A 25,414-nucleotide genomic window follows, 5' to 3' on the forward strand; every position below is an offset into this window, starting at 1 on the left:
GGCGGGTCATGCGCGTTCTGATTATCGAAGACGAAGAGAAAACCGCGGACTACCTGCACCGCGGCCTGACGGAACAGGGTTACACCGTGGATCGGGCCCGCGACGGCGTCGAGGGTCTGCACCTGGCACTGGAAAGCGACTACGCGGTGATCGTCCTCGACGTGATGCTGCCGGGCCTCGATGGCTTCGGCGTACTGCGCGCATTGCGTGCGCGCAAGCAGACGCCGGTGATCATGCTCACCGCCCGCGAGCGGGTCGAAGACCGGATCCGCGGCCTGCGCGACGGCGCCGACGATTACCTCGGCAAACCTTTTTCCTTCCTCGAACTGGTGGCGCGCCTGCAAGCGCTGACCCGGCGCAGTGGCGGTCATGAACCGGTACAAGTGAGCATCGCCGACCTGTGGATTGACCTGATCAGCCGCAAAGCCACCCGCGCCGGCACCCGGCTGGATCTGACCGCGAAGGAATTTTCGCTGCTCAGCGTGCTGGCCCGGCGTCAGGGCGAAATCCTCTCGAAAACCGCGATTGCGGAAATGGTCTGGGACATCAATTTCGACAGCGACGCTAACGTGGTCGAAGTCGCGATCAAACGCCTGCGAGCCAAGCTCGACGGGCCGTTCGACGAGAAACTGCTGCACACGATCCGCGGCATGGGTTATGTGCTGGAGAGCCGTGGTGTCCAGTAATTCCATCGCCCTGCGCCTGAGCGGAATGTTCACGCTGGTGGCGCTGCTGGTGTTCCTGTTGATCGGCGGCGCGCTGTATCAACAAGTGGACAAAGGCCTGGGTCTGTTGCCGGAAGCGGAACTCGATGCGCGTTACAGCGTGCTTGAGTCCGCGCTCAACCGCTATGGCACCCCCGAGCATTGGGTGAAGATCAACGCCAAGCTCAAGCTGCTGGGCGAAGAAGACAAGCGCATCCGTTTCTGGGTGGTCAGCGGCAATCCGGGCTACGAGTTCGGCGAGCCGGATGCCTTGATTCGCGCGTTTGCCCAAGGCCCGTTGGGCATGCGCGATCTGCAACTGCCCGACCATCCTTATCCGCTGAAAGTGCTGCTCACCGAACTGCCAGCCAAGGATCAACGCCCGCCGCTGCGCTTCATGATCGGCATCGATACCGAGACCTTTCACCAGACCCAGCATCAGTTGCTGATCGCGCTGGTCAGCCTGGCGGTGATCGGCGTGCTGCTGGCATCGGCATTGGGATATTGGGTGGCGCGGATCGGCCTCAAACCACTGATCAAACTGTCCCACGAAGCCCAGCGTCTGGCGCCGCCGTTGCGGGCCGGGCGCCTGCGTCTGTCGCCGTTGCCGCCGGAGCTGGAGCAGTTCGTCGACTCGTTCAACTCGACGCTGGAGCGGGTTGAACAGGCCTATTCGCGGCTCGAATCCTTCAACGCCGACGTCGCCCATGAGCTGCGCTCGCCGCTGACCAACCTGATCGGCCAGACCCAGGTCGCCCTCACTCGCGGGCGCTCCGCCGAGCATTATTTCGAAGTGCTGCAATCCAACCTCGAAGAGCTGGAACGCCTGCGCTCGATCATCAACGACATGCTGTTCCTGGCCAGCGCCGACCAGGGCAGCAAGGCCACCAAACTGACGTCCACCTCGCTGGCCGATGAAGTGGCAACCACCCTCGAATACCTCGACTTCATCCTCGAAGACGCGCAAGTCCAGGTTCGGGTAAGCGGTGATGCGCAAGTGCAGATCGAGATCGCTCATCTGCGCCGGGCCTTGATCAATCTGCTGAGCAACGCGGTACAACACACCGCGCCCGGTCAGGTGATCGAAGTGCAGATCGCGGTCGAGGAACATCAGGTCAGCATCGGCGTGGCCAACCCCGGTTCGCCGATTGCCAGCGAACATTTGCCACGCTTGTTCGAGCGTTTCTACCGGGTCGATGCGTCGCGCAGCAACAGCGGCAACAACCACGGACTGGGGCTGGCGATCGTCAAGGCGATTGCGCTGATGCATGGCGGCGATGTGTTCGTGCGCAGTGATCGCGGGATGAATACTTTCGGAATCCACCTCCCGGTCTGAAAAGCCCCCTCACCCTAACCCTCTCCCAGAGGGAGAGGGGACTGACCGAGTTGTTCTTTCGAGTTACGCCGACCTGAAAAATCCAGTCGAACTCAGGCTTTGAAAAGCATGAAGATCGGCTCCCTTTCCCCCTCGCCCCCTTGGGGGAGAGGGCTGGGCGGGCGGCGTTCCGATGAGGGGGTGACTTTTGCTTTTGCTGTAACAGTCATTTATGAAAATCACGCTGTTTCCCAACGCCCGGCAACCTTATCTTTGTCCGCACCAAACAGCACTTGCCAAGCAAGAAGGTTTTCAAGATGTCCAACAGTATGGGTATTGCCAGCGCTTTCGTTTTGTCCTCATTGATCCTGTCGCCGATGGCGATGGCTGAAGAATCGCAGTCGTTCGTAGCGCAAAACGCCGCTCGCGCTCACGCATTCGAACAGCATCAGGCAGAAGTGATGGCCAAGGCTCAAGACGCCACGCAAGCCCCTCAGGCCGCAACTTCCCAGACTCAGGCTTCAGAGAAAGAGAGCTGAGTCGCGCACCGCTCCGTTTCCCTCGACGCGGTTGTTTGGCTCTTCCCGTTCAACCGTCGTCCTTGCAGGCCGCTGATTTTCAGCGGCCTTTTTTCGTTGTGGTCTGTAAGCTGTCCGGTTCGTCTTTAACAATTAGAAACATCCCGCACCTCAAGACATTGAAGTGTCAGTTGACCCCAAGGAGCTTTACCGCACGTGCGTTACCCAGTTCGCTTCACCCCGCTGTTCATTGCAATTGCCGCAACGATTGCCCCCGCCGCCCACGCTGCCGAATCCGAGAAACAGGGTTTCGTTGAAGGCACGAGTCTCAACCTCAACGCCCGCAACTACTACATGAACCGCAACCGCCTGCAGCAGACGGATGACAACATCGAGTGGGGCCAAGGTTTCCTCGGCAAATTCGAGTCGGGCTACACCGAAGGAACGGTTGGTTTCGGCATCGATGCCCACGCCATGCTCGGTCTCAAACTTGATGGCGGTGGCGGCACCGACAACTCCAGCATCCTGCCGGTCAGTGACGGCAGCGGCAAAGCGCCGGGCTCGTTCTCCACGGCGGGCGGCACTCTGAAAATGCGTGCGTTCGATACCGAGCTGAAGGCCGGCGATCTGTTCCTCGCCAACCCGGTGATCGCCGGTGGCGAGACGCGCATGCTGCCGCAGACCTTTCGCGGCCTCAGCCTGACCAACCACAGCTTCGATGGCTGGATGATCGAAGGCGGCCAGGCCAGCTTCACCAAGCCCTACAACCAGAGCGGCCACAAACGCATCGGCACCTCTTACGGCACCCTCGCCGACGGCGACAAGAGCCAGCACCTGAACTGGGCCGGCGTGGCCTGGAGCGGCGTCGAAGGCCTGACCAGCAGCCTGTACGCGTCCGAGCTGAAGGACATCTGGAACCAGTACTACTACGACCTCGACTACACCTGGGCGCTGAATGATCGGGTGACCCTCAACCCGGGCCTGCACTTCTATCACACCCAAGACACCGGCGACGCGCTGCTGGGCAATATCGACAACAACACCTACAGCCTGCATTTCACCGTCGGTATCGGCAACCACAGCGTTACCGCTGCATACCAGCGGGTCAACGGCAACACGCCGTTCGATTACATCAGCCAGGGTGACAGCGTTTACCTCGACAACTCGCAGCAATACTCGGACTTCAACGGCCCGAACGAGCGCTCGTGGAAACTCAAGTACGCCTACGATTTCGCCGGCGTCGGCCTGCCGGGCCTGACCTCGGCGCTGTCTTACTCGCGCGGCACGCTGGACCTGACCAAGGTCGATCCGGGCAGCAAAGGTTACGCCTTGTGGTACAGCGCCGAAGGCCGCAACGCCAAGCATTGGGAGCGGGACATCGATCTTAAATACGTGGTGCAGAGCGGCCAGGCCAAAGACCTCGCGGTGCATCTGCAATGGGCGACCAACCGTGGCGGCAACGGTTACGGCGCGCTGGATACGGACACAGATGAATACCGTGTGATCATCGACTACCCGATCAACGTCTTCTAAGATCGGCGCTACAGTAAAAGGCCAGCCTGATGCGCTGGCCTTTTTCTTGCCTGTGGCAGCGAAGCGGGTACGACTACGCTTACAAGAATCCCTTACCGAAACCGAACCATGATCGCGAGCCGCACCCCTACCGTTCCCGGCACGACCGGACGCTCCGAGCTGCTGCTGATCCTCGGCAGTCTGCTGAGCGTGATCGCGATTGTGTGCATCGTGACGTTTCTGCTGATCCGCGAACACGCCAACGCGCAGGAATCAGCCACCCGCGGCGCCACCACCATCGCCCAGCTGATCGACGCCGACGTGCTGCGCACCGTCGAGCTGTATGACCTGACGCTGCAAGGGCTGATCGCTGCCGCCCAGCGTGACGACCTGAAAGACGTGTCGCCGCAGATTCGCCATCTGGCGTTGTTCGATCGCTCTACTACCGCGCGCTTCAAGGGCGACATCCTGTTGCTCGACAAGCATGGCGAGGTGATCGCCGATTCCTCGCGGGTCGATCCGCTGCCAGGCAATTTCGCCGACCGCGACTACTTCCTCGCCCACGCCTTCAACCGCGACACCGGCATGTTCATCAGCCGTCCGTTCAAACCCCGCTGCGACTGCGATGACGCGAACCAGTGGCGGATCAGTTTCAGCCGGCGCATCTCTTCGGACACCGGCGAGTTTCTGGGCGTGGCCGTGGCGTCGATGAAACTCGATTACTTCGATCAGCTGTTCAACAGTCTCGACATTGGCATCGACAGCACCCTCAACATCATCAACAACGACGGCATCCTGCTGGCACAGAAGCCTTATCTGCAAAGCGATTCGATCGGCAAGAGCTTTGCTGCCCGGCCCAATGTGGTGCGGATCCTGCGCGACAGTAACGGCAATGGCAGTTTCAACAGCATTTCGAGCATGGATTATCAGCAACGGCTGTACACCTATTCGCGGGTCGGCAATCTGCCGCTGACGGTGATCGTTGCCCTGTCCAGTGAGGAAGTGTTCGGCGCGTGGCGACGCACGGCGATCCTGATCAGCGGTGCCACCGGTGTGCTGTGTGCCGGCCTGCTGTGGCTGACCTGGCTGCTGGCCCGGGAGCTGCGCCTGCGCCAGCGGGCCGAACACGAACTGGCGCAACTGGCGGCGACCGATGCCCTGACCGGGGTCGCCAACCGGCGGATGCTCGACCAGTCGCTGCGCCACGAGTGGTTCCGCGCCCAACGCTCGGGCCAACCCCTGTCATTGCTGATGATCGATGCGGACCACTTCAAGGCATTCAATGACCGCCACGGGCATCAGGCCGGCGATCAGGCGTTGCGTGAACTGGCCAAGGTGATCACCGCCAATGTGCGGCGTCCGGCGGATCTGGTGGCGCGGTATGGCGGTGAGGAGTTTTCGGTGATCCTCGCGGAAACCGACAGCGTCGGGGCGCAGCAGATCGCCGAGCACATTCGCGCAGCGGTGGAACAACTGCCAAGCGTGAATGAAGACCAGTCACCGATGACCGTGAGCGTCGGTATCAGTACCTGGACGGCGACGAGCGAAATCAGCCTGGAGCAGTTGTTGTTCGCGGCGGACAGGGCGTTGTATCAGGCCAAGGAAGGTGGGCGAAACCGGGTCGTCGTGGCCTGAAAACAGGCATAAAAAAAGGCCACCCAAAGGTGGCCTTCAAAAAACTAGAGAGGTTTTTTACTCACACCGCCGCAACCGGGCGCATGTAAGAGATTGGTGCAGTGCTGGCGTCTTCGAACGTCACGACTTCCCAGGCATCTTTCTGCTCAATCAACTTGCGCAGCAGCTGGTTGTTCAGTGCGTGGCCGGACTTGAAGCCCTTGAACTCACCAATCAGGCTGTTGCCCAGCAGGTACAGGTCGCCAATCGCATCGAGGATCTTGTGCTTCACGAATTCGTCTTCATAGCGAAGGCCGTCTTCGTTCAGTACGCCATCGGCATCGACCACGATCGCGTTTTCCACGCTGCCGCCGAGTGCGAGGTTGTGCTTGCGCAGGTACTCAATGTCACTCATGAAACCGAAAGTACGGGCGCGGCTGACTTCTTTTACGAACGAAGTGCTGGAAAAATCCACGCTTGCACTTTGGGTGCGGTCCCGGAAAACCGGGTGATCGAAATCGATCTCGAAGCTCACCTTGAACCCTTCGAAAGGGACGAAAGTGGCGCGCTTGTCGCCGTCTTCCACTGTCACTTCACGCAGGATGCGGATGAATTTCTTGGCGGCGTCCTGTTCTTCCAGGCCAGCCGATTGAATCAGGAATACGAAAGGTCCTGCGCTGCCATCCATGATCGGGACTTCAGACGCGGAGAGCTCGACGTAGGCGTTATCGATGCCCAGGCCAGCCATGGCCGAGAGCAAGTGCTCCACCGTGTCTACCTTCACGTCACCGTTGACCAGCGTCGTCGACATGGTTGTCTCGCCGACGTTGGCCGCACGAGCCGGTATCTCGACAACCGGATCGAGATCGGCACGACGAAAGACGATCCCGGTGTCGACAGGTGCAGGCTTGAGGGTCAGGTAAACCTTCTCCCCGGAGTGCAGACCTACACCGGTGGCACGGATAATATTTTTCAGTGTGCGTTGTTTAATCATGGCATGGGCCGCTTCAGCGCAAATTGCGAACTGGTATCAACAAAGGCTGGCGATGATAGCAGACCGAGCCTTTGCTGAACACCAATCACCTGAATACCCCTGATACATTTCATCAATCGGCCTGACGACGCAGGAAAGCCGGGATGTCCAGGTAGTCCAGGTCATCTTGCGGATTCATCTTCGCGGCAGTCGCAGCACCGGCCTGAGCCTGGTTGCGCATGACGGTCGGACGGTCCAGGTCACGGTAGTTCACCGCAGGCTGTTCCTGACGAGCGGGTGCCGGTTGCTGCACTTGAGCAGCCGCCATCGAGGTGTGAACGGTGTTGTCGATGACCTTCACAGGCTTCTCGATTTTCGCGCCCAGACCAGTGGCGACCACGGTCACGTGCAGTTCGTCGCGCATGTCCGGATCGATAACGGTACCGACCTTGACCATCGCGTGCTCGGAAGCGAAGGCTTCGATGATCGAACCCACGTCGGAGTACTCACCCAGGGACAGGTCAGGACCGGCAGTGATGTTCACCAGGATGCCGCGTGCGCCTTGCAGGTTCACGTCTTCCAGCAGCGGGTTGCGGATGGCCGCTTCGGTCGCTTCACGTGCACGGTTCGGACCGCTGGCGCAGCCAGTGCCCATCATCGCCATGCCCATTTCGCTCATCACGGTGCGTACGTCGGCGAAGTCGACGTTGATCATGCCCGGACGCTTGATGATGTCGGAGATACCGCGAACGGCACCGGCCAGTACGTCGTCAGCCTTGGCGAAAGCCGACAAGAGGCTTGCGTCCTTGCCGAGGATGGTCAGCAGTTTTTCGTTCGGAATGGTGATCAGCGAGTCGACGCTTTCCGAGAGCATGCGGATGCCTTCATCGGCGATCTGCATACGCTTGCGGCCTTCGAACGGGAACGGACGGGTCACGACCGCAACGGTCAGGATGCCCATTTCCTTGGCCACTTCGGCGATGATCGGCGCAGCACCGGTACCGGTACCGCCGCCCATGCCGGTGGTGATGAACACCATGTTGGTGCCGGCCAGCACTTCAGCGATGCGCTCGCGATCTTCCAGCGCAGCCTGACGGCCGACTTCCGGGTTGGCGCCGGCGCCCAGGCCTTTGGTCACGCCGGTGCCCAGTTGCAGAATGGTGCGCGCGCCGATGTTTTTCAGCGCTTGAGCATCGGTGTTGGCGCAGATGAATTCCACGCCTTCGATGTTGCTCTTGACCATGTGGTTGACAGCGTTGCCGCCGCCACCGCCAACACCGATAACTTTGATTACCGGGCTTGCGGGGATGTTGTCTACGAGTTCGAACATTTTCCCTCTCCTTACATTCTCTAGTTTTTTCGCCTACTGCTGTTTGTTGCGGTGCTGCGGTAAAGCGTTAGAAGTTGCCTTGAACCCACTTCTTCAAACGGTCCAGCAACGGCGCCTGCGGCTCATCGTTGCTGTAGCTGTCGCGGCTGCCGATGCCCGAGAACGAGATCCCGTCGGACTGCTTCTGCAGGCCGTACATCAACAAGCCAACGCCAGTGGAATAAATCGGGTTGCGTACCACGTCATCCAGGCCTTTCACGCCATGCGGCACGCCCAGGCGGACCGGCATGTGGAAAATTTCTTCGGCAAGTTCCGTGGCGCCTTCCATCTTCGAGGTACCACCGGTGAGCACGATGCCGGCCGGGATCAGGTCTTCGTAGCCGCTGCGACGCAGCTCGGCCTGGATCAGGGTGAACAGTTCGTCGTAACGCGGCTCGACCACTTCGGCCAGGGCCTGACGGGACAGTTCGCGCGGCGGACGGTCGCCGACGCTCGGCACCTTGATGGTCTCGCCGGCACCGGCCAGTTTGGCCAGCGCGCAGGCGTAGCGGATCTTGATCTCTTCGGCGTACTGGGTCGGGGTGCGCAACGCCATGGCGATGTCGTTGGTCACCTGGTCACCGGCAATCGGGATCACGGCCGTGTGGCGGATCGCGCCTTCGGTGAAGATCGCGATGTCGGTGGTGCCGCCGCCGATGTCGACCAGGCACACGCCCAGCTCTTTTTCGTCGTCGGTCAGGACCGAGTAGGCCGAGGCCAGTTGCTCGAGAATGATGTCGTCGATTTCCAGACCGCAGCGGCGCACGCATTTTTCAATGTTCTGTGCGGCGTTTACGGCGCAGGTGACCACGTGAACCTTGGCTTCCAGACGTACGCCGGACATGCCCAGCGGCTCGCGCACGCCTTCCTGGTTATCGATCACGTAATCCTGCGGCAGGGTGTGCAGCACACGCTGGTCGGCCGGGATCGCTACCGCCTGGGCGGCGTCGAGTACCCGCTCCAGGTCAGCCGAGCTGACTTCGCGATCACGGATCGCCACGATGCCGTGGGAGTTCAGGCTGCGAATGTGATTGCCCGCCACGCCGACGAACGCCGAGTGAATGCGGCAGCCCGCCATCAGTTGGGCTTCTTCGATCGCGCGCTGGATCGACTGCACGGTGGACTCGATGTTGACCACCACGCCTTTCTTCAGGCCGCGGGACGGATGAGTGCCGATCCCGACGATTTCCAGCGAGCCGTCGTCCGCAACCTCGCCGACCAGCGCCACCACTTTGGAGGTGCCGATATCGAGACCGACGATCATTTTGCCGCTTTGCACGTTTGCCATGGGTCCTGCCTCTTCTTAATTCTTTGCGACAGCGGGTTGGGCTGTCGTCGGCGCTACTGGTTCCCGCCAGCCAACAGCGAGGCCGTTGGCATAGCGCAGATCGATGCGCGCAATGTTCGTAATCTGTTCTTTGAGCGTTTTGTCATAGATGGCAATGAAGCGGCGCATCTTTTCCACCAGGTTGCCGCGTCCCAGCAGCAGCTCGATCCCGGGGCCGGAACTGCCGGCACCGGTGGTCAGGAACCAGCTGCCACGTTCACGCAGCTCGAGCCGCGCAATCGAGAAGCCCAGTGGCCGGAGCATCTGGCTCAGCACCTGGTATTGCTGCATCACTTGCTGCTGGGCCCGCTGCGGACCGAACAGCTGCGGCAGGTGTTCGTAATTCGCCAGTTCCTTGGGCGTGAACGCCTGGCCCTGGTTGTTGAGCAACGACTCGTCACCCCAACGCGCCACCGGCAGTTGCTCTTCGAGGCGGATCACCACCTGGTCCGGCCACACCCGACGTACTTCGGCGTGGGCGATCCACGGCATCTGCTCAAGCTCGGTGCGCATGCTCGCCAGATCGATGGTGAAGAAGCTCGACGCCACGTAAGGGGCGATCCGCTGTTGCACCGCCTGCTGGCTGATGTAACTCAGGTCGCCCTGCACCGCGATCTTGGTGATCGGCCGGTCGGCGTACGGCAGCAAACGCTGTGCGCCTTCGTAAGTGCCGAACCCCAGGGCCACCAGCAGCACCGGCCAGAACAGACCTTTCAAAAAGCCGAAGTTGGCTTTTGGCAGGCGCGCGGACATCGGCTCTTTGGCCACCATTCGGCTGGCACCCCGCGGCACCGGCTTGCGGCCGGGTGCGGGTGGCTGATGTCTGAGATGAGCGCCTTGCATGGTCTTAACCTCGCGCCTCTTTCTTGCCGTCGGCATCGACACTGGCGGCCAGAATGGCCAGAACCAGTTGCTGGAAATCCAGACCGGCCGCTTTCGCCGCCATCGGTACCAGGCTGTGATCGGTCATGCCGGGAGCGGTGTTGACTTCCAGGAACCAGAATTTGCCGTCGGCGTCCTGCATCACGTCCGCCCTGCCCCAACCGGCAATACCCAGCGCCTCGCAGGCTTGCGCCGTGAGGTCCATGAGTTCTTTTTCCTTGGCTGCATCGAGCCCGCACGGAATCCGATACTGGGTATCGTTGGCGATGTACTTGGCGTCGTAGTCGTAGAACGTGTGTGGCGTACCCAGGGCGATGGGAGGCAACACCTGGTCACGCAGGGTGGCGATGGTGAACTCCGGACCGTGGATCCATTGCTCGACCAACACTTGCGAATCGTAGGTACTGGCCGCTTTCCATGCGTCGATCAACTCGGACGCAGAACTCACTTTGGCCATCCCGATACTTGAACCTTCATGCGCCGGTTTGACGATCAAAGGGAAGCCCAGTTCCGTCGCTGCCGAAATACAATCGGCCTCGCTGCGCAGCACGGCGTGACGCGGCGTCGGAATCCCCAGCGTGTGCCAGACCTGCTTGGTGCGCAGCTTGTCCATCGCCAGCGCCGAAGCCAGGATGCCGCTGCCGGTGTACGGAATGCCGGCCACTTCGAGCAGGCCCTGCATGCTGCCGTCTTCACCGCCGCGACCGTGGAGGATGATGAACGCGCGGTCGATCTTTTCGCTCAGCAGGCGCTGCAGAATATCGGCGCCGACGTCGATGCCGAACGCGTCCACACCCGCGCTTTGCAGCGCAGTGAGCACAGCGTTGCCGGACTTCAACGAAACTTCACGCTCGGCACTCAGGCCACCGAACAGCACGGCCACACGGCCGAAGTCCTTCGGGGCGATGGTGGAGAATAGGTTGGCGTAGGCAGCAGTCATTTCAACTTCCCCTCGACCGATGCCGCCACGGCGCCGGCGAACAACTCGCTTTTCAACAGTTTCGGTGCGAGACCGCCGATATCACCGGCGCCCTGGCACAGCAGAATGTCGCCGGCACGCAGCAGCGGCTTGACCACCGGCGCCAGGTCGACGCCGCGCTCGATGTAGATCGGGTCGAGCTGACCGCGCTGACGGATGCTGTTGCACAGCTTGCGGCTGTCGGCACCCGGGATCGGCTCTTCGCCGGCCGGATAAACTTCCATCAGCAACAGCACGTTGGCATCGGCCAGTACATTGACGAAATCGTCGTACAGGTCGCGGGTACGGCTGTAGCGGTGCGGCTGGTAGACCATCACCAGGCGGCGCTCAGGCCAGCCACCGCGCACGGCTTTGATCACGGCTGCGACTTCGGTCGGGTGGTGACCGTAATCGTCGACCAGCATCACGCTGCCGCCGTCCACCGGCAGTTCGCCGTAGACCTGGAAGCGTCGGCCGACACCCTGGAACCCGGACAGGCCCTGAACGATGGCCTCGTCGCTGACGCCTTCGTCGGTGGCGATGCAGATGGTCGCCAGGGAATTGAGCACGTTGTGATTGCCCGGCATGTTCACGGACACATCAAGAGGCTCGCGATCAGGGCGCAGCACGGTAAAGAAGGTCTGCATGCCCTGCTGACGAACATTGATCGCGCGCACGTCGGCGTCTTCGCTGAAGCCATAGGTCACGGTCGGACGCTTGACCAGCGGCAGGATTTCACGCACCACCGGATCGTCCAGGCACATCACCGCCAGACCGTAGAACGGCAGGTTGTGCAGGAACTCGACGAAGGTTTTCTTCAGCTTGTTGAAGTCACCGTCGTAAGTCGCCATGTGGTCGGCGTCGATGTTGGTGACCACGGCCACCAGCGGTTGCAGGTGCAGGAAGCTTGCGTCGCTTTCATCGGCTTCGGCGATCAGGTAACGGCTGGTGCCGAGCTGGGCATTGGTGCCCGCGGCATTCAGACGGCCACCGATGACGAAAGTCGGATCCAGGCCACCGGCCGCGAACACCGAAGCGATCAGGCTGGTAGTGGTGGTCTTGCCATGAGTACCGGCGACGGCGATGCCGTGACGGTAGCGCATCAGTTCGGCGAGCATTTCGGCACGCGGCACCACCGGGATGCGGCGTTCCAGCGCAGTCGCCACTTCCGGGTTGGAAGTATTGACGGCGCTCGACACCACCAGCACATCGGCGGCTGCGGCGTTCTCGGCACGGTGGCCAATGAAGATCTGCGCACCGAAGGATTCCAGGCGCTCGGTCACCGGCGAAGCTTTCAGGTCGGAACCGGACACTTCATAGCCCAGGTTCAGCAGCACTTCGGCGATGCCGCACATTCCCACGCCGCCGATCCCGACGAAGTGGATGCGACGGATGCGGCGCATTTCCGGTTGCGGCATGGCTTTCTGATTCTCAACCATGGGCCACCTCCAGACAGGTATCGACCACGCTACGGGTGGCTTCGGGTTTCGCCAGACGGCGGGCCGCTTGGGCCATTTGTTCGAGTCGTTGCGGTTGCATCAAGACCTCTGTCAGGCGCGCGGCAAGGTCCGCGGCACCAGTCGTTCTTTGCGGCATCAGGAAGGCAGCGCCTTCGCGGGCCAAATAATCGGCGTTGCGGGTCTGGTGATCGTCGATCGCGTGGGGCAAGGGCACCAGCATCGAGGGCAGACCGGCGGCGGCCAGTTCACTGATGGTCAATGCGCCGGCGCGGCACACCACCAGGTCAGCCCAGCCATAGGCCTGGGCCATGTCTTTGATGAACGGCTGCACCTGCGCATCCACGCCGGCGGCGCGGTAGCGCTCTGCAGTCACTTCATCGTGGTTTCTGCCAGCCTGATGGAACACTTCCGGACGCAAGTCGGCAGCGACTTGTGCCAGGGCTTCAGGCAGCAACTTGTTCAACGGCTCTGCGCCCAGGCTTCCGCCCAGGATCAGCAAACGCGCCTTGCGTCCGGCCAGGGCCGGGCGCGGTGTTTCGAGGAACAGCTCGCTGCGCACCGGGTTACCGGTGGTACGGCGGCTGTCCGACAGGGTAAAGGTGTCGGGGAAGGCTTCACACACCCGGGCGGCGAACGGCACCAGCAACCGATTGGCGGTGCCGGCCACGGCGTTCTGCTCATGAACGATCACCGGCACGCCGGCCAGTTTGGCGGCAAGACCACCGGGACCGGTCACATAGCCGCCGAATCCGACCACGCACACCGGACGCAAGCGGCGAATGATCGCCCGCGCCTGCCACACCGATTTCAGCAGCATGAACGGCGCCTTGAGCAGCGACAGCTTGCCCTTGCCGCGCAGGCCAGTGGCGTTGATACGGTGCAGTTCAAGACCCGCCGCCGGCACCAGATCGTTTTCGATCCCGCGCGGCGTGCCGAGCCAGTGCACGGTATAGCCGCGCGCCTGGAATTCGCGGGCACAGGCCAGCGCCGGGAACACGTGGCCACCGGTGCCGCCGGCCATGATCAATACGTTAGCGCCCATGGTTCGGCTCCTCGGCGAAGTCGCTCTCATGGAATTCCATCTCTTCACTGCCCAGGTGGGTCCGACTCTCCCACTCGATCCTCAGCAACAGGCCAAGGCAGGCGCAGCAGATCACCAGGGAACTGCCGCCATAACTGAGGAACGGCAAGGTCAGGCCCTTGGTCGGCAGCAGGCCGACGTTCACGCCGATGTTGATCAGGAACTGGCCGATCCACAGGAACGACAGGCCGTAGGCAACATAAGCGGCAAAAAACTGTTTGGCTTTCTCGGCCCACAGACCGATGTACATGCCGCGAATACACACGAACACGAACAGCGCCACGGTGCACAGCGAACCCACGGCGCCAAGCTCTTCGGCCAGAACCGAGAACACGAAGTCGGTGTGCGCTTCCGGCAGGTAGAACTGCTTCTGCACGCTGTTGCCCAGGCCGACGCCCAGCCATTCACCGCGACCGAATGCGATCAAGGCTTGCGACAATTGATAACCGGCGCCGAACTGGTCGGCCCACGGGTCGGCGAAGTTGGTCAGACGCGCCATCCGGTAGGGCTGCATCTGAATCAGCAATACCACCGCACCGACGGCCAGCACCACCATCAGCGAGAACCGGAACAGCCCGACCCCGCCGAGGAACAGCATCGCCGCCGCAGCGCCCATCATCACGACGGTGGCACCGAAGTCCGGCTCCATCAGCAGCAGGCCCGCCATCGGCAGCAGCACGATGAACGGCTTGAAGAAGCCCATCCAGCTCTCGCGCACTTCTTTCTGACGACGCACCAGATAACCGGCGAGGTAGATCACCACGAACACCTTGGCGATCTCGGACGGCTGAACGTTGAAGAAGCTGAAACCGATCCAGCGCATCGAACCGTTCACCTCACGGCCGATCCCCGGGATGATCACCATCACCAGCAGGCCGAACGCTCCGATCAGCATCAGCCACCCCAGCCGCTGCCAGGTGGCGATCGGAATCATCATGGTGACGACGCACGCGCCCAGGCCCAGCACCACGTAGATCAGGTGACGGGTCATGTAATAAAGAGCACTGCCCGACTGCGCCGCGCCGACTTCTGTCGATGCCGAAGCGATCATGATCAGGCCCAGACCGAGCAACGCCAGGCAACCGGCGAGCATCGGGAAGTCGAGGTCGATCCCGCGTCCGGTGATCAGCGGCGACGGGTATGGCTTGATGATGTTTCTCAAGCTCATGCCAGATCCTCCACGGCGCGGACGAACTGGTGACCACGGTCTTCGTAGTTCTTGAACATGTCGAAACTGGCGCAGGCCGGCGACAGCAGCACGACGTCACCCGGTTGGGCGGCGGCGCGGCATTGGGCCACCGCATCGACCAGCGTGGTCGCGCGAATCAGCGGCACGGCATCGCCGATCGCTTCGCCGATCTTGTCGGAATCGCGGCCCATCAGGATCACGGCGCGGCAATGGGCCGCCACCGGATCGCGCAGGTCCTTGAAGTCGGCGCCCTTGCCGTCGCCACCGGCGATCAGCACGACCTTGCCGTCGATGTCCGCACCCAGGCCTTCGATGGCAGCCAGAGCGGCGCCGACGTTGGTGGCTTTGGAATCGTTGTAGTAACCGACGCCGTCCAGATCACGCACCCACTGGCAACGGTGTTCGAGACCGGCGAAGGTGCGCAGCGCTGCCAGCATGGCGTCGAACGGCAGCCCGACCGCGTGGCCGAGCGCCAGCGCCGCCAGGGCGTTGGACTGGTTGTGGGCGCCGCGAATCTTCAATTCGCGCACCGGCATCAGGTTCTGGAATTCAAAGGCCAGGTATTTCTCGCCATTCTCTTCACGCAGGCCGAATGCCTTGAAATCGGGTTTGGTCAGGCCGAAGGTCCAGCACGGCTGGCCCTCGCCCATCAGCGGACGGGTCAAGGCGTCCTGACGGTTGACCACGAACTGCTTGGCGCCACGGAAGATCCGGTGCTTGGCCAGGTGGTAGGCCGGCAGACCGCTGTAGCGATCCATGTGGTCTTCGCTGATGTTGAGCACGGTCGCCACTTCGGCGTTGAGCTGGTCGGTGGTTTCCAGCTGGAAGCTCGACAGCTCCATCACGTACAGCTCGACGTCGTCGCTGAGCAGATCCAGCGCCGGCGTACCAAGGTTGCCGCCCACCGCCACGCGCTTGCCGGCCGCAGCCGCCATCTCGCCGACCAGGGTGGTGACGGTGCTTTTCGCGTTGGAACCGCTGATGGCCACGATCGGCGCCTTTGCGTTACGCGCGAATAGCTCGATATCGCCGGACAGCTTCACGCCACGGGCCGCGGCGGCTTGCAGGGCCGGGGTCGCCAGCGCTAGGCCGGGGCTCACGTAGAGCTCGTCGGCACGGCACAGGAACTCGACGTCCAGCTCGCCACAACGCACTTCCACGTGCGGATAGTCACGCTGGAGCGTGGCCAGTTCCGGTGGATTTTCCCGCGTATCGGCCACGGCAAACGCCACGCCCCGGTTCGCCAGGAAGCGAACCAGGGACATGCCGCTCTTGCCGAGGCCGACAACGATGCGGAAGTGGTCAGAAGCGATCAGAGACACTCGTTCTACCTCAGCTTCAGGGTGGCAAGGCCGATCAGCACGAGAATCACGGTGATGATCCAGAAACGGACGATCACGCGCGGCTCGGGCCAGCCCTTGAGTTCAAAGTGGTGGTGAATCGGTGCCATGCGGAACACACGGCGACCGGTCAGCTTAAAGGAGGCAACCTGAATGACGACTGACAGGGTTTCCATCACGAACACGCCGCCCATGATGAACAGGACGATTTCCTGACGGACGATCACCGCGATGGTGCCCAGGGCCGCGCCCAGCGCCAGTGCGCCGACGTCACCCATGAAGACTTGCGCCGGGTAGGTGTTGAACCACAGGAAGCCCAGGCCGGCACCGATCAGCGCGCCGCAGAACACGATCAGTTCGCCTGCGCCCGGTACGTACGGGATCAGCAGGTATTCAGCGAATTTCACGTTACCCGACAGGTAGCAGAAAATGCCCAGGCCACCGCCGACCATCACTGTCGGCATGATCGCCAGGCCATCGAGGCCGTCGGTGAGGTTGACCGCGTTGCTCGAACCGACGATCACAAAGTAGGTCAGCACGATGAAGCCTGCGCCCAGCGGAATGCTGTAGTCCTTGAGCATTGGCAGGATCAGGGTGGTTTCCACCGGAGTGGCAGCAGTCATATAAAGGAAGATCGCCGCACCGAGGCCGAATACCGACTGCCAGAAATATTTCCAGCGGCTCGGCAGACCACGAGAGTTCTTCTCGATAACCTTGCGGTAGTCGTCGACCCAGCCGATGGCGCCGAACAGCAGGGTCACCAGCAGCACGACCCACACGTAGCGGTTGCTCAGGTCAGCCCACAGCAGGGTGCTGACGCCGATGGACGACAGAATCAGCGCGCCACCCATGGTCGGCGTACCGGATTTGGACAGGTGCGATTGCGGGCCGTCGTTACGAACCGATTGGCCGATCTGACGGTTCTGCAGGGTGCGGATCATCCACGGGCCGTAGCACAGCGACAAGACCAGCGCGGTCAGCACACCGAGGATCCCGCGCAGGGTCAGGTACTGGAAGACCGCGAAGCCTTTGTAGAACTGTTGCAGATACTCCGCTAGCAGCAGCAGCATTAATGTTTCTCCAGACTGGACCCGCACAGGGCCGCAACGATGTTTTCCATCGCTGCGCTGCGCGAACCCTTGATCAAAATGGTGGTGTTTTTGTCCTGCTCGGCGTCGAGGGCCTGGATCAGTTCCGCTTGGGTGCCGAAGTGATGCGCCTCGTTACCGAATGCGTTCACGGCGTGGACCATGTTCGGCCCGACGGCGTATAGCGCGGAAACCTTGCCTCGGGCGTATTCGCCCACGTCGCGGTGCCCCTGCTCCGCCCAGTCGCCCAACTCGCCGATATCCCCGAGCACCAGGACGGTGCGGCCGGAAAAGCCGGCGAGTATATCAACGGCCGCGCACATCGAGGTGGGGTTCGCGTTGTAAGTGTCATCGATCACGCGCATGCCGTTTTTAGCCAGCTGCGCGACGGTGCGACCCTTGACCGGTTGTACCGCGCCAAGCCCGGTGGCGATGCCGAACAGCGACACGCCCAGTGCGTGAGCGGCAGCGGCGGCAGCCATGGCGTTGGCGACGTTGTGGGTGCCGAGCAGGTTCAGTTGAACCCGCTCCACACCTTCAGGACTGTGCAGGTTGAACGCCGGGCAGCCGCGGGCATCGGTAGCCAGGTCGCTGGCGTAAAAATCCGCCTGAGTGTTGCTCAAGGCAAACGTCAGCACCTTGCGGGCGCCGGCGCGGGTCTTCCAGATACCAAACGCCTTGTCATCGAGGTTCAGCACGGCGACGCCGTCGGCCGCCAGCCCTTCGATGATTTCGCCTTTGGCTTCAACGATTTTCTCCGGCCCGCCGAACTCACCGACATGGGCGGTCCCGGCGTTGTTGAGGATCGCCACGTGCGGCTTGGTCAGCCCTACGGTGTAAGCGATTTCACCCAGGCGTGAGGCACCCAGTTCGATCACTGCCGCGCTGTGTTCCGGGGCGAGTTCGAGCAGGGTCAGCGGTACGCCGAGGTCGTTGTTCAGGTTGCCACGGGTCGCGTGCACCGAGCCGCGCGTGCGCAGGATGCTCGCGAGCATTTCCTTGACCGTGGTCTTGCCGCTGGAACCGGTAACGGCCGCGACCGGTTTGGTGAACGCGGCACGGTTCAGCGCACCCAACTGGCCGAGGGCCTGGCGGGTGTCCTTGACCAGCAATTGCGGCAGCGTGCTGTCGGCGACTTCGCGCTCGACCAATGCCGCAACGGCGCCTTTGGCGGCGACTTCATTCAGATAGTCATGACCGTCGAAACGCGGGCCGGTCAGGGCAATAAACAGTTGGCCAGCCTTGATCGCGCGGCTGTCGATGCTCACGCCGTCAAAACTGGCGTCGGCACTGACCAGACGGGCGTCGAGCGCGTTGGTCAGTTCGCTGAGTTTCAGGGCCTTAAGCATGGGCCACCTCCCACGCGGTCAGGGCGTGATCAGCCTCGACCAGATCGGAAAACGCATGGCGCTCGCCGTTGATTTCCTGATAGTCCTCGTGACCTTTGCCGGCCAGAACGATCACGTCATCCGCCGAAGCGCCGGCAATCAGTTGCGCGATGGCCTGGCCACGGCCGGCCACGAACGTCACGTTATCCACAGCCGTGAAGCCAGCGCGGATGTCATCGAAAATCACCGCCGGATCTTCGGTGCGCGGATTGTCATCGGTCACCAGCACGCGGTCAGCCAGACGCTCGACCACTTCGGCCATCAGCGGACGTTTGCCGCGATCGCGATCACCGCCGCAGCCGAACAGGCACAGCAGCTGGCCTTTAACGTGCGGGCGCAACGCGGTCAGCACTTTTTCCAGCGCGTCCGGGGTGTGGGCGTAATCGACCACCACCAGCGGCTGGGTGCCACCGCCGAGACGCTGCATGCGTCCGGCCGGGCCTTCGAGCTTCGGCAACACCTTGAGAATTTCGTCGAGGGCGTAGTCCAGACCGAGCAAGGCGCCGACGGCGGCCAGTACGTTGCTCAGGTTGAAACGACCGAGCAGCGTACTGCGCAGATGGTGCTCGCCCTGCGGCGTCACCAGCGTGGCGCGCACGCCATGGTCGTCGAACTGCGCTTCACGCACATAGAGGTAGGCGCTGCTGTCGAGGAGGCTGTAAGTGATCAGCCGCGACTCGCGCTTTTCAACGGCCAGTTGCCGGCCGAAATCGTCGTCGAGGTTGACCACGCGGCACTTCAGGTCATTCCAGGCAAACAGCTTGGCCTTCGCCTCGGCGTAGGCCTCCATGGTGCCGTGGTAATCCAGGTGATCACGGGACAGGTTGGTCATCACTGCGACGTCGAACGCCAGCGCAGTAACCCGGCCCTGATCCAGACCGTGGGACGAAACTTCCATGGCCACGGCTTTGGCGCCGGCCTTTTTCAGGTCGCCCAGAGTCGCCTGCATGGCGATCGGATTCGGCGTGGTGTGCAGGCCGCTTTGCAGCGCGCCATGAAAACCGGAACCCAAAGTGCCGACGATGCCGCAATGCTGGCCGAGCAGGTCCAGCGCCTGCGCCACCAGTTGGGTCACGCTGGTCTTGCCGTTGGTGCCGGTCACGCCGATCAGGTTCAGGTGATGACTTGGCTCACCGTAAAAACGTCCGGCGATGTCCGACAGCTGCGCTGCCAGGCCTTTGACCGGAATCAGCGGCACTTCGGTGATCGGCAGCACGGTGGCGCCTTCCACTTCATAGGCCACGGCGGCAGCACCGCGCTGCAAGGCGTCGGCAATGTGCGCACGCCCGTCGAACTTGCCGCCCGGCACCGCGAGGAACAGGTCCCCCGCGCGTACATTGCGACTGTCGAGCGCCAGTTCACGGATCAACAGATCGTGGCCGGCGTGGGGGAAAATCTTGTTCAGACTCAGAGACATCAGCCGCGCCCTCCATTGGCTTTCAGCGGAACGGCCGGGGTGGCGTTGGCCTGTTGTGTGGTCGGCAGGTTGTCCGGGGTGACGTTCATCAGGCGCAGAGTGCCCGACATCACACGGCTGAACACCGGCGCCGAGACCAGACCACCGAAATAGCCGGCCTTGGTCGGTTCATCGATCACCACGACGATTGCATAACGTGGATCGCTCATCGGGCCGAAGCCGGCGAACAGCGAGCGGTAAGAGTTTTCGGCATAGCCCTTGGTGCCGACCGACGTTTTACGCGCGGTACCGGACTTGCCACCCACGTGATACGCCGGCACCTGCGCACGGAACACGCCGCGCGGAGCTTCGATCACTTGTTGCAGCATGCCTTGCATGGTTTTCGCGACGGCTTCCGGCAGCACCTGGGTGGTCTGCGGTGCCTTGTCGGTTTTGATCAGGGTCAGCGGTGCGAGACGACCGTTGTTGGCCAGCGCCGAGAATGCATGCACCAGCTGAATTGCCGTCACCGAAATACCGTAGCCGTACGACAGCGTTGCGGTCTCGGCCTTGCGCCACTCGCGGTAGTTCGGCAGGTTGCCGACACGTTCGCCCGGGAAGCCGAGGCCGGTGTCCTGGCCGAGGCCGACTTTCTGTGCGAGGCGGAAAATGGTTTCGCCGCCGATATCGAACGCGACCTTACTCATGCCGACGTTACTGGAATTGATCAGAATGCCGGTCAGGTCGAGCACCGGACCTTCGGTCTTCGATACGTCCTTGATGGTGTACTTGCCGATCTGCAGGGAGCCCGGATACACCTCGACGGTGTCGCTCGGTTTCCAGCGGCCGGTTTCGATCGCGGCGCTCATCGAGATTGCTTTCATGGTCGAACCGGGTTCGAACACGTCGATCATCGCGCGGTTACGCATCATCGCCGGTTGCAGGTTGCGACGGTTGTTCGGGTTGTAGGTCGGCTGGTTGACCATGGCGAGAATCTCGCCGGTCTTCACGTCCATGATCACCAGACTGCCGGCCTTGGCGCCGTTCTCGATGATCGCGTTGCGCAGCTCACGGTTGGCCAGATATTGCAGGCGCAGGTCAATCGACAACGCCAAGGGCTTGCCGGCCTTGGCGTTTTTGGTGACCTGGACATCCTTGATCAGCCGTCCGCGCCGATCCTTGATGACTTGCCGCTTGCCGGGCACGCCGGCCAGCCATTCATCGTAGGCCAGTTCGACGCCTTCACGACCGTGGTCATCGATGTCGGTGAACCCGACCATGTGCGCCGTCACTTCACCGGCCGGATAGAACCGGCGGAATTCTTCGATGCCGTAGACGCCCGGCACTTTCAGGTCGAGCACGGCCTGGCCCTGCTCGGGGGTCAACCCGCGCACCAGATAAATGAATTCTTTGTTGGCCTGGGCTTCGAGACGTTCGGCCAGGGCTTTCGGATCCTGCCCCAGCGCGGCAGCGAGCGCAGGCCACTTCTCTTTGGCGGTCTGCATTTCCTTGGCGTTCGCCCACAGCGTGGTCACCGGGGTACTCACGGCCAGAGGCTCGCCGTTACGGTCGGTGATCAGACCACGGTGAGCCGGAATCGGAATGTGCCGAAGACTGCGCGCATCGCCCTGACCTTTGAGGAAGTCACGGTCAACCACTTGCAGGTCGATGATGCGCCAGCAGATCGCCGCGACCATCACGCCGAGAAGTGCCACCATCAGACGGAAACGCCACGGGAAGAGAGCCCCCTCGAGTTTCATCATGGCGCCACCATCTTCACGTCAGCTGCGCCTGGGATGTGCATCTTCAGTTGTTCAGTGGCCAGCACTTCGATCCGGCTGTGGGCGGTCCAGGTGCTTTGCTCCAGGATCAGGCGCCCCCACTCGGCCTGCGCCTTGTCGCGCACGCTCAGTTCGTTGTACAGGGTGTTGAGCAACTGCCGGTTCCAGTGGGCGCTGTAAGACACGCCGATGGCCGACACGAGCACGCCGATGAACAGCAGCAGCATGAAAAAGCTGCCGCCGGGCAGTGGCTTGGCGAAAAGCTTGCTCACCGCAGCTTCTCCGCGACGCGCATGACGGCGCTACGGGAACGTGGGTTGGCTTTGAGTTCGGCGTCGGAGGCCGTCTGCGCTTTGCCATGGACTTTGATTTTCGGTTCGAACGCAACGTGGCGAACCGGCAGGTTGCGCGGCAGGTTGTCGGCTTCGCCTTTCACCAGCTTGCGCATGAACAGTTTGACGATACGGTCTTCCAGCGAGTGGAAGCTGATCACGACCAGACGGCCGCCCACTTCCAGGCATTCGAGCGCGGCTACAAGACCCGCTTCCAGATCGCCCAGTTCGTTGTTGACGTGAATGCGCAGGCCCTGGAAAGCGCGGGTTGCCGGGTTCTTGCCCTTCTCCCACGCCGGGTTGGCGACTTTCAGGACTTCGGCCAGATCGGCGGTGCGCTCGAACGGCGTGATGTCACGGCGTTCGGCCACGGCACGGGCCATGCGGCCGGAGAAACGTTCTTCGCCGTATTCCTTGAAAACACGGGCGATTTCTTCCACTGGCGCGGTATTGACGAACTCGGCTGCGCTGATGCCACGGGACGGATCCATGCGCATGTCCAGCGGGCCATCGTTGAGGAAGCTGAAGCCACGCTCGGCATCATCGAGCTGCGGCGAAGAGACGCCCAGATCCAGCAGAATGCCGCTGACCTTGCCGGCCAGCCCCTGTTCGGCAACCACCGAACCGAGCTCGGCAAAGCTGCGCTGCACAACGACAAAGCGGCCGTCTTCGGCCGCCAGCGTTTGCCCGGTGGCAATCGCTTGAGGATCCTTGTCGAATCCGATGAGCCGACCATCCGGCCCGAGCTTGCTCAGGATCAACCGGCTGTGCCCGCCGCGCCCGAACGTGCCGTCCAGATAGCAGCCATCAGGACGTACGGCGAGAGCCTCGACGGCTTCGTCAAGCAGTACGGTGATGTGGTTAAAGCCGCTATCAATAGTCACAGGATCAGATCACGCAGTTCGTCAGGCATGGCGCCCGGTTGTTGTATGGCAGCCAGGTCAGCGGCAGAAACCGCATTCCAGGCATCTTCGTCCCACAGTTGGAACTTGTTCAGTTGGCCCACCAGCATCGCGCGCTTGTCGAGCTTCGCGTATTCGCGCAGGCGCGGCGGCACCAGGAAACGACCACTGCCGTCGAGCTCGAGGTCAACGGCATTACCAATCAATAAACGTTGCAGACGACGGTTCTCTTCGCGAAGCGAAGGGAGCGCGCGCAACTTGGTTTCAATAATTTCCCACTCATCGAGCGGGTAGACACACAAACATGGATCAACGGCATCAATGGTCACGATCAACTGGCCGGAACTGCGCGAATCGAGCTCGTCACGGTACCGGCTCGGCATGGCGAGACGGCCCTTTGCGTCGAGACTGATAGCGTTAGCTCCGCGAAACACGTCTGCGTTTCTCCAATTTTTATCGTTTTGAGCTCAAAAAACCCACTTCATGCCACTTTCCGCCACTTGCGCACACTATAGGAATGCGCCCACCACACCGTCAAGGCGCGGATTAAAGGAAAACCCTTACAGAACGGAGATTTAGGAGCATAAAAGGAGGAGCAACGAGAATCTGGCGGATGCTTTTATCCAATAACTTGAAGCAGCACTGAAAGCTGCGCTCGAAAGTTAAAGTAATTTGTTAAGAGTAAGATTTTTTCGGTATTACAAAAGCGCTTCTGCTGTTGATTGAAGCACGGTGGGAAATGGCTATTACTGCGTTTGCCGCTGCCGGTTTCAGCGCAGGCCTGCTGATAATAAACAGCCCTGTCGCCTTTAATTCAAGCAGGGAAAAGAAAAAGGTGGAGAGTCGATCTGTAAGCCGGGTTCTGTCTTGAACAGTCATTCGTCTACGATGGCCATCACTGGACATCTTTAGCAACCTACCCGGTCCCAGCGCGGGCCACGCCTTGGGACCCTATTTGGTCTTGCTCCAAGTGGGGTTTACCTAGCCACGAACTGTTGCCAGACGTGCGGTGCGCTCTTACCGCACCTTTTCACCCTTACCGGCGCCGAAGCGCTTAGGCGGTTATTTTCTGTGGCACTTTCCGTAGGCTCACGCCTCCCAGGCATTACCTGGCACTTCGCCCTATGGAGCCCGGACTTTCCTCCCCCCCCTAATTTTCATAGAGGGCAGCGACTGTCCGATCGACTCTCCGCCGCGCAGGTTAACGGCAGAGCGGCCGAAGAACAAGCGCTAATAGCCCGCAAACCGGTCTGCGCGACGGGTTACGCGTCTTTTTGCCGGTCCAGCGCCACCTGATACAGCACGTTTTTGCGCTCACCGGTGATTTGCGCCGCCAGAGCCGCCGCACGCTTGAGCGGCATCTCTTCCAGCAACAGGTTGAGGATGCGCATCGCCTCGCTGCTGACGGCATCTTCAGACTCCGGCGCGGTCCAGCCCGCCACCACCACGACGCATTCGCCACGCTGCTGATTGCTGTCGGCCTCGACGAATGCCCGCAACTCGCTCAGCGGCAAGCCCTTGAGCGTTTCAAAGGTCTTGGTGATTTCACGAGCGAGCAATGCCGGACGATCAGCGCCGAACACCGCTTCCATATCCCGCAGACATTCCAGAATGCGATGCGGCGCCTCGTAGAAAATCAGCGTGCGCGGCTCTTCTTTAATGGCTTCCAGGCGTGCTTTGCGCCCCACAGCCTTGGCCGGCAGAAAACCTTCGAAGATAAAGCGGTCGGATGGCAGACCGGCAGCCGACAACGCCGCGATCAACGCGCACGCACCTGGCACCGGCACCACATTGATCCCGGCCGCACGCGCCTGACGCACCAGGTGATAACCGGGATCGGAGATCAGCGGCGTACCGGCATCAGAAATCAGTGCGACGTTGTCGCCCGCCAACAGACGGGTAATGAAGCGACTGCCCTCATCCCGCTCGTTGTGTTCATGACAGGCTGCCAGCGGCGTGGAGATGCCAAAGTGCTGCATCAGGCGCTGGGAATGGCGCGTATCTTCGGCGGCGATCAGCGCCACCTCGCGCAGGATCTTCAACGCCCGGGCGCTGATGTCATCCAGGTTGCCAATGGGCGTCGCCACCACATAAAGCGAGCCCGCAGCGGAATTCAAAGGACCTGGAGCAGTCAAAGCGCACACCTCATGATCGGTAAAAGCCGCCATTGTAGCGCGTCGTGCGCCGGTCGACGCGCCCGGGTCGGACACGGTTTGTCGCACCATTGTGAGGCTGCGCAGTCTTTGTATCAGCTAAATTGACGGTTTCACGCCAGTAACATCGCG

General features: G+C 61.7%; 22 protein-coding genes and 1 other RNA gene. 5 read left to right on the forward strand and 18 right to left on the reverse strand.

Features of this window, described 5'->3' with window-relative positions; all coding sequences use genetic code 11:
• The first annotated feature begins 8 nt into the window (after positions 1-8).
• The 5 genes from C1X29_RS03845 (at position 9) to C1X29_RS03865 (ending at position 5,684) form a co-directional block, all read left to right on the forward strand.
• Positions 9-686, forward strand: a complete 678-nt coding sequence (locus C1X29_RS03845; protein ID WP_011335857.1) for a heavy metal response regulator transcription factor — start codon at positions 9-11, stop codon at positions 684-686.
• Positions 676-2,040 carry a heavy metal sensor histidine kinase gene (locus C1X29_RS03850; RefSeq protein ID WP_102687556.1) on the forward strand — a complete coding sequence of 455 codons (1,365 nt, stop codon included), beginning with the start codon at positions 676-678 and terminating at the stop codon, positions 2,038-2,040. The genes C1X29_RS03845 and C1X29_RS03850 overlap by 11 nt, the downstream gene beginning before the upstream one ends.
• A 296-nt stretch (positions 2,041-2,336) precedes the next feature.
• Positions 2,337-2,558: a hypothetical protein gene (locus C1X29_RS03855; RefSeq protein WP_085745348.1), complete on the forward strand. Its 222-nt coding sequence runs from the start codon at positions 2,337-2,339 to the stop codon at positions 2,556-2,558.
• A 195-nt stretch (positions 2,559-2,753) separates the two neighbouring features.
• A complete protein-coding gene (locus C1X29_RS03860) occupies positions 2,754-4,070 on the forward strand; it encodes an OprD family porin (protein ID WP_102716905.1) in 1,317 nt (438 codons plus the stop codon).
• 108 nt (positions 4,071-4,178) lie between these two features.
• Positions 4,179-5,684, forward strand: a complete 1,506-nt coding sequence (locus tag C1X29_RS03865; protein ID WP_102716906.1) for a sensor domain-containing diguanylate cyclase — start codon at positions 4,179-4,181, stop codon at positions 5,682-5,684.
• A gap of 61 nt (positions 5,685-5,745) precedes the next feature.
• On the opposite strand, the gene lpxC is transcribed toward C1X29_RS03865, so the two are convergent.
• From lpxC to rsmI, 18 genes are all read right to left on the reverse strand, one after another.
• Positions 5,746-6,657, reverse strand: a complete 912-nt coding sequence (gene lpxC / locus C1X29_RS03870) for a UDP-3-O-acyl-N-acetylglucosamine deacetylase (RefSeq protein WP_007956752.1) — start codon at positions 6,655-6,657, stop codon at positions 5,746-5,748.
• 112 nt (positions 6,658-6,769) lie between these two features.
• Positions 6,770-7,966 (reverse strand): cell division protein FtsZ, encoded by a 1,197-nt coding sequence (ftsZ, locus tag C1X29_RS03875; protein WP_007956754.1) that lies wholly within the window; start codon positions 7,964-7,966, stop codon positions 6,770-6,772.
• Positions 7,967-8,033: 67 nt separating this feature from the next.
• Positions 8,034-9,293: a cell division protein FtsA gene (gene ftsA / locus C1X29_RS03880; RefSeq protein WP_007956755.1), complete on the reverse strand. Its 1,260-nt coding sequence runs from the start codon at positions 9,291-9,293 to the stop codon at positions 8,034-8,036.
• A gap of 15 nt (positions 9,294-9,308) precedes the next feature.
• A complete protein-coding gene (locus C1X29_RS03885; RefSeq protein WP_039766241.1) occupies positions 9,309-10,175 on the reverse strand; it encodes a cell division protein FtsQ/DivIB in 867 nt (288 codons plus the stop codon).
• 4 nt (positions 10,176-10,179) lie between these two features.
• On the reverse strand, positions 10,180-11,154 hold the full coding sequence (locus C1X29_RS03890; RefSeq protein ID WP_007956758.1) for a D-alanine--D-alanine ligase: 975 nt from the start codon (positions 11,152-11,154) through the stop codon (positions 10,180-10,182).
• The gene (gene murC, locus C1X29_RS03895) at positions 11,151-12,611 is read right to left on the reverse strand and encodes a UDP-N-acetylmuramate--L-alanine ligase (RefSeq protein ID WP_102687553.1); all 1,461 of its coding nucleotides are present in this window, start codon (positions 12,609-12,611) and stop codon (positions 11,151-11,153) included. The genes C1X29_RS03890 and murC overlap by 4 nt, the downstream gene beginning before the upstream one ends.
• On the reverse strand, positions 12,604-13,674 hold the full coding sequence (murG, locus tag C1X29_RS03900; RefSeq protein ID WP_011335863.1) for an undecaprenyldiphospho-muramoylpentapeptide beta-N-acetylglucosaminyltransferase: 1,071 nt from the start codon (positions 13,672-13,674) through the stop codon (positions 12,604-12,606). Before murG ends, murC begins: the two co-directional genes overlap by 8 nt.
• Entirely contained in the window at positions 13,664-14,875 is a 1,212-nt protein-coding gene (gene ftsW / locus C1X29_RS03905; RefSeq protein WP_170929383.1) for a putative lipid II flippase FtsW, read from the reverse strand. Before ftsW ends, murG begins: the two co-directional genes overlap by 11 nt.
• A 2-nt stretch (positions 14,876-14,877) precedes the next feature.
• Entirely contained in the window at positions 14,878-16,224 is a 1,347-nt protein-coding gene (murD, locus tag C1X29_RS03910; RefSeq protein WP_039766248.1) for a UDP-N-acetylmuramoyl-L-alanine--D-glutamate ligase, read from the reverse strand.
• A 5-nt stretch (positions 16,225-16,229) separates the two neighbouring features.
• Positions 16,230-17,312: a phospho-N-acetylmuramoyl-pentapeptide-transferase gene (mraY, locus tag C1X29_RS03915; RefSeq protein ID WP_015096766.1), complete on the reverse strand. Its 1,083-nt coding sequence runs from the start codon at positions 17,310-17,312 to the stop codon at positions 16,230-16,232.
• Entirely contained in the window at positions 17,312-18,679 is a 1,368-nt protein-coding gene (murF, locus tag C1X29_RS03920) for a UDP-N-acetylmuramoyl-tripeptide--D-alanyl-D-alanine ligase (RefSeq protein ID WP_102716907.1), read from the reverse strand. Before murF ends, mraY begins: the two co-directional genes overlap by 1 nt.
• Complete coding sequence (locus C1X29_RS03925) at positions 18,672-20,135, reverse strand: UDP-N-acetylmuramoyl-L-alanyl-D-glutamate--2,6-diaminopimelate ligase (protein ID WP_102716908.1); 1,464 nt, start codon at positions 20,133-20,135, stop codon at positions 18,672-18,674. Before C1X29_RS03925 ends, murF begins: the two co-directional genes overlap by 8 nt.
• Positions 20,135-21,874: a penicillin-binding protein 2 gene (locus C1X29_RS03930; RefSeq protein WP_170929382.1), complete on the reverse strand. Its 1,740-nt coding sequence runs from the start codon at positions 21,872-21,874 to the stop codon at positions 20,135-20,137. Before C1X29_RS03930 ends, C1X29_RS03925 begins: the two co-directional genes overlap by 1 nt.
• Positions 21,874-22,167, reverse strand: a complete 294-nt coding sequence (ftsL, locus tag C1X29_RS03935) for a cell division protein FtsL (RefSeq protein ID WP_007956777.1) — start codon at positions 22,165-22,167, stop codon at positions 21,874-21,876. Before ftsL ends, C1X29_RS03930 begins: the two co-directional genes overlap by 1 nt.
• Entirely contained in the window at positions 22,164-23,105 is a 942-nt protein-coding gene (gene rsmH / locus C1X29_RS03940; RefSeq protein ID WP_102716937.1) for a 16S rRNA (cytosine(1402)-N(4))-methyltransferase RsmH, read from the reverse strand. The genes ftsL and rsmH overlap by 4 nt, the downstream gene beginning before the upstream one ends.
• 2 nt (positions 23,106-23,107) lie before the next feature.
• Positions 23,108-23,563 (reverse strand): division/cell wall cluster transcriptional repressor MraZ, encoded by a 456-nt coding sequence (gene mraZ / locus C1X29_RS03945; RefSeq protein WP_007917012.1) that lies wholly within the window; start codon positions 23,561-23,563, stop codon positions 23,108-23,110.
• A 401-nt stretch (positions 23,564-23,964) separates the two neighbouring features.
• An RNA gene (gene rnpB, locus C1X29_RS03950) (RNase P RNA component class A) lies at positions 23,965-24,318 on the reverse strand.
• 73 nt (positions 24,319-24,391) lie between these two features.
• Entirely contained in the window at positions 24,392-25,297 is a 906-nt protein-coding gene (gene rsmI / locus C1X29_RS03955; protein ID WP_085745355.1) for a 16S rRNA (cytidine(1402)-2'-O)-methyltransferase, read from the reverse strand.
• Positions 25,298-25,414: the final 117 nt, after the last annotated feature.

It is taken from the genome of Pseudomonas sp. GW456-12-10-14-LB2 (genome assembly GCF_002884345.1).
Classification (GTDB): domain Bacteria; phylum Pseudomonadota; class Gammaproteobacteria; order Pseudomonadales; family Pseudomonadaceae; genus Aquipseudomonas; species Aquipseudomonas paraglycinae.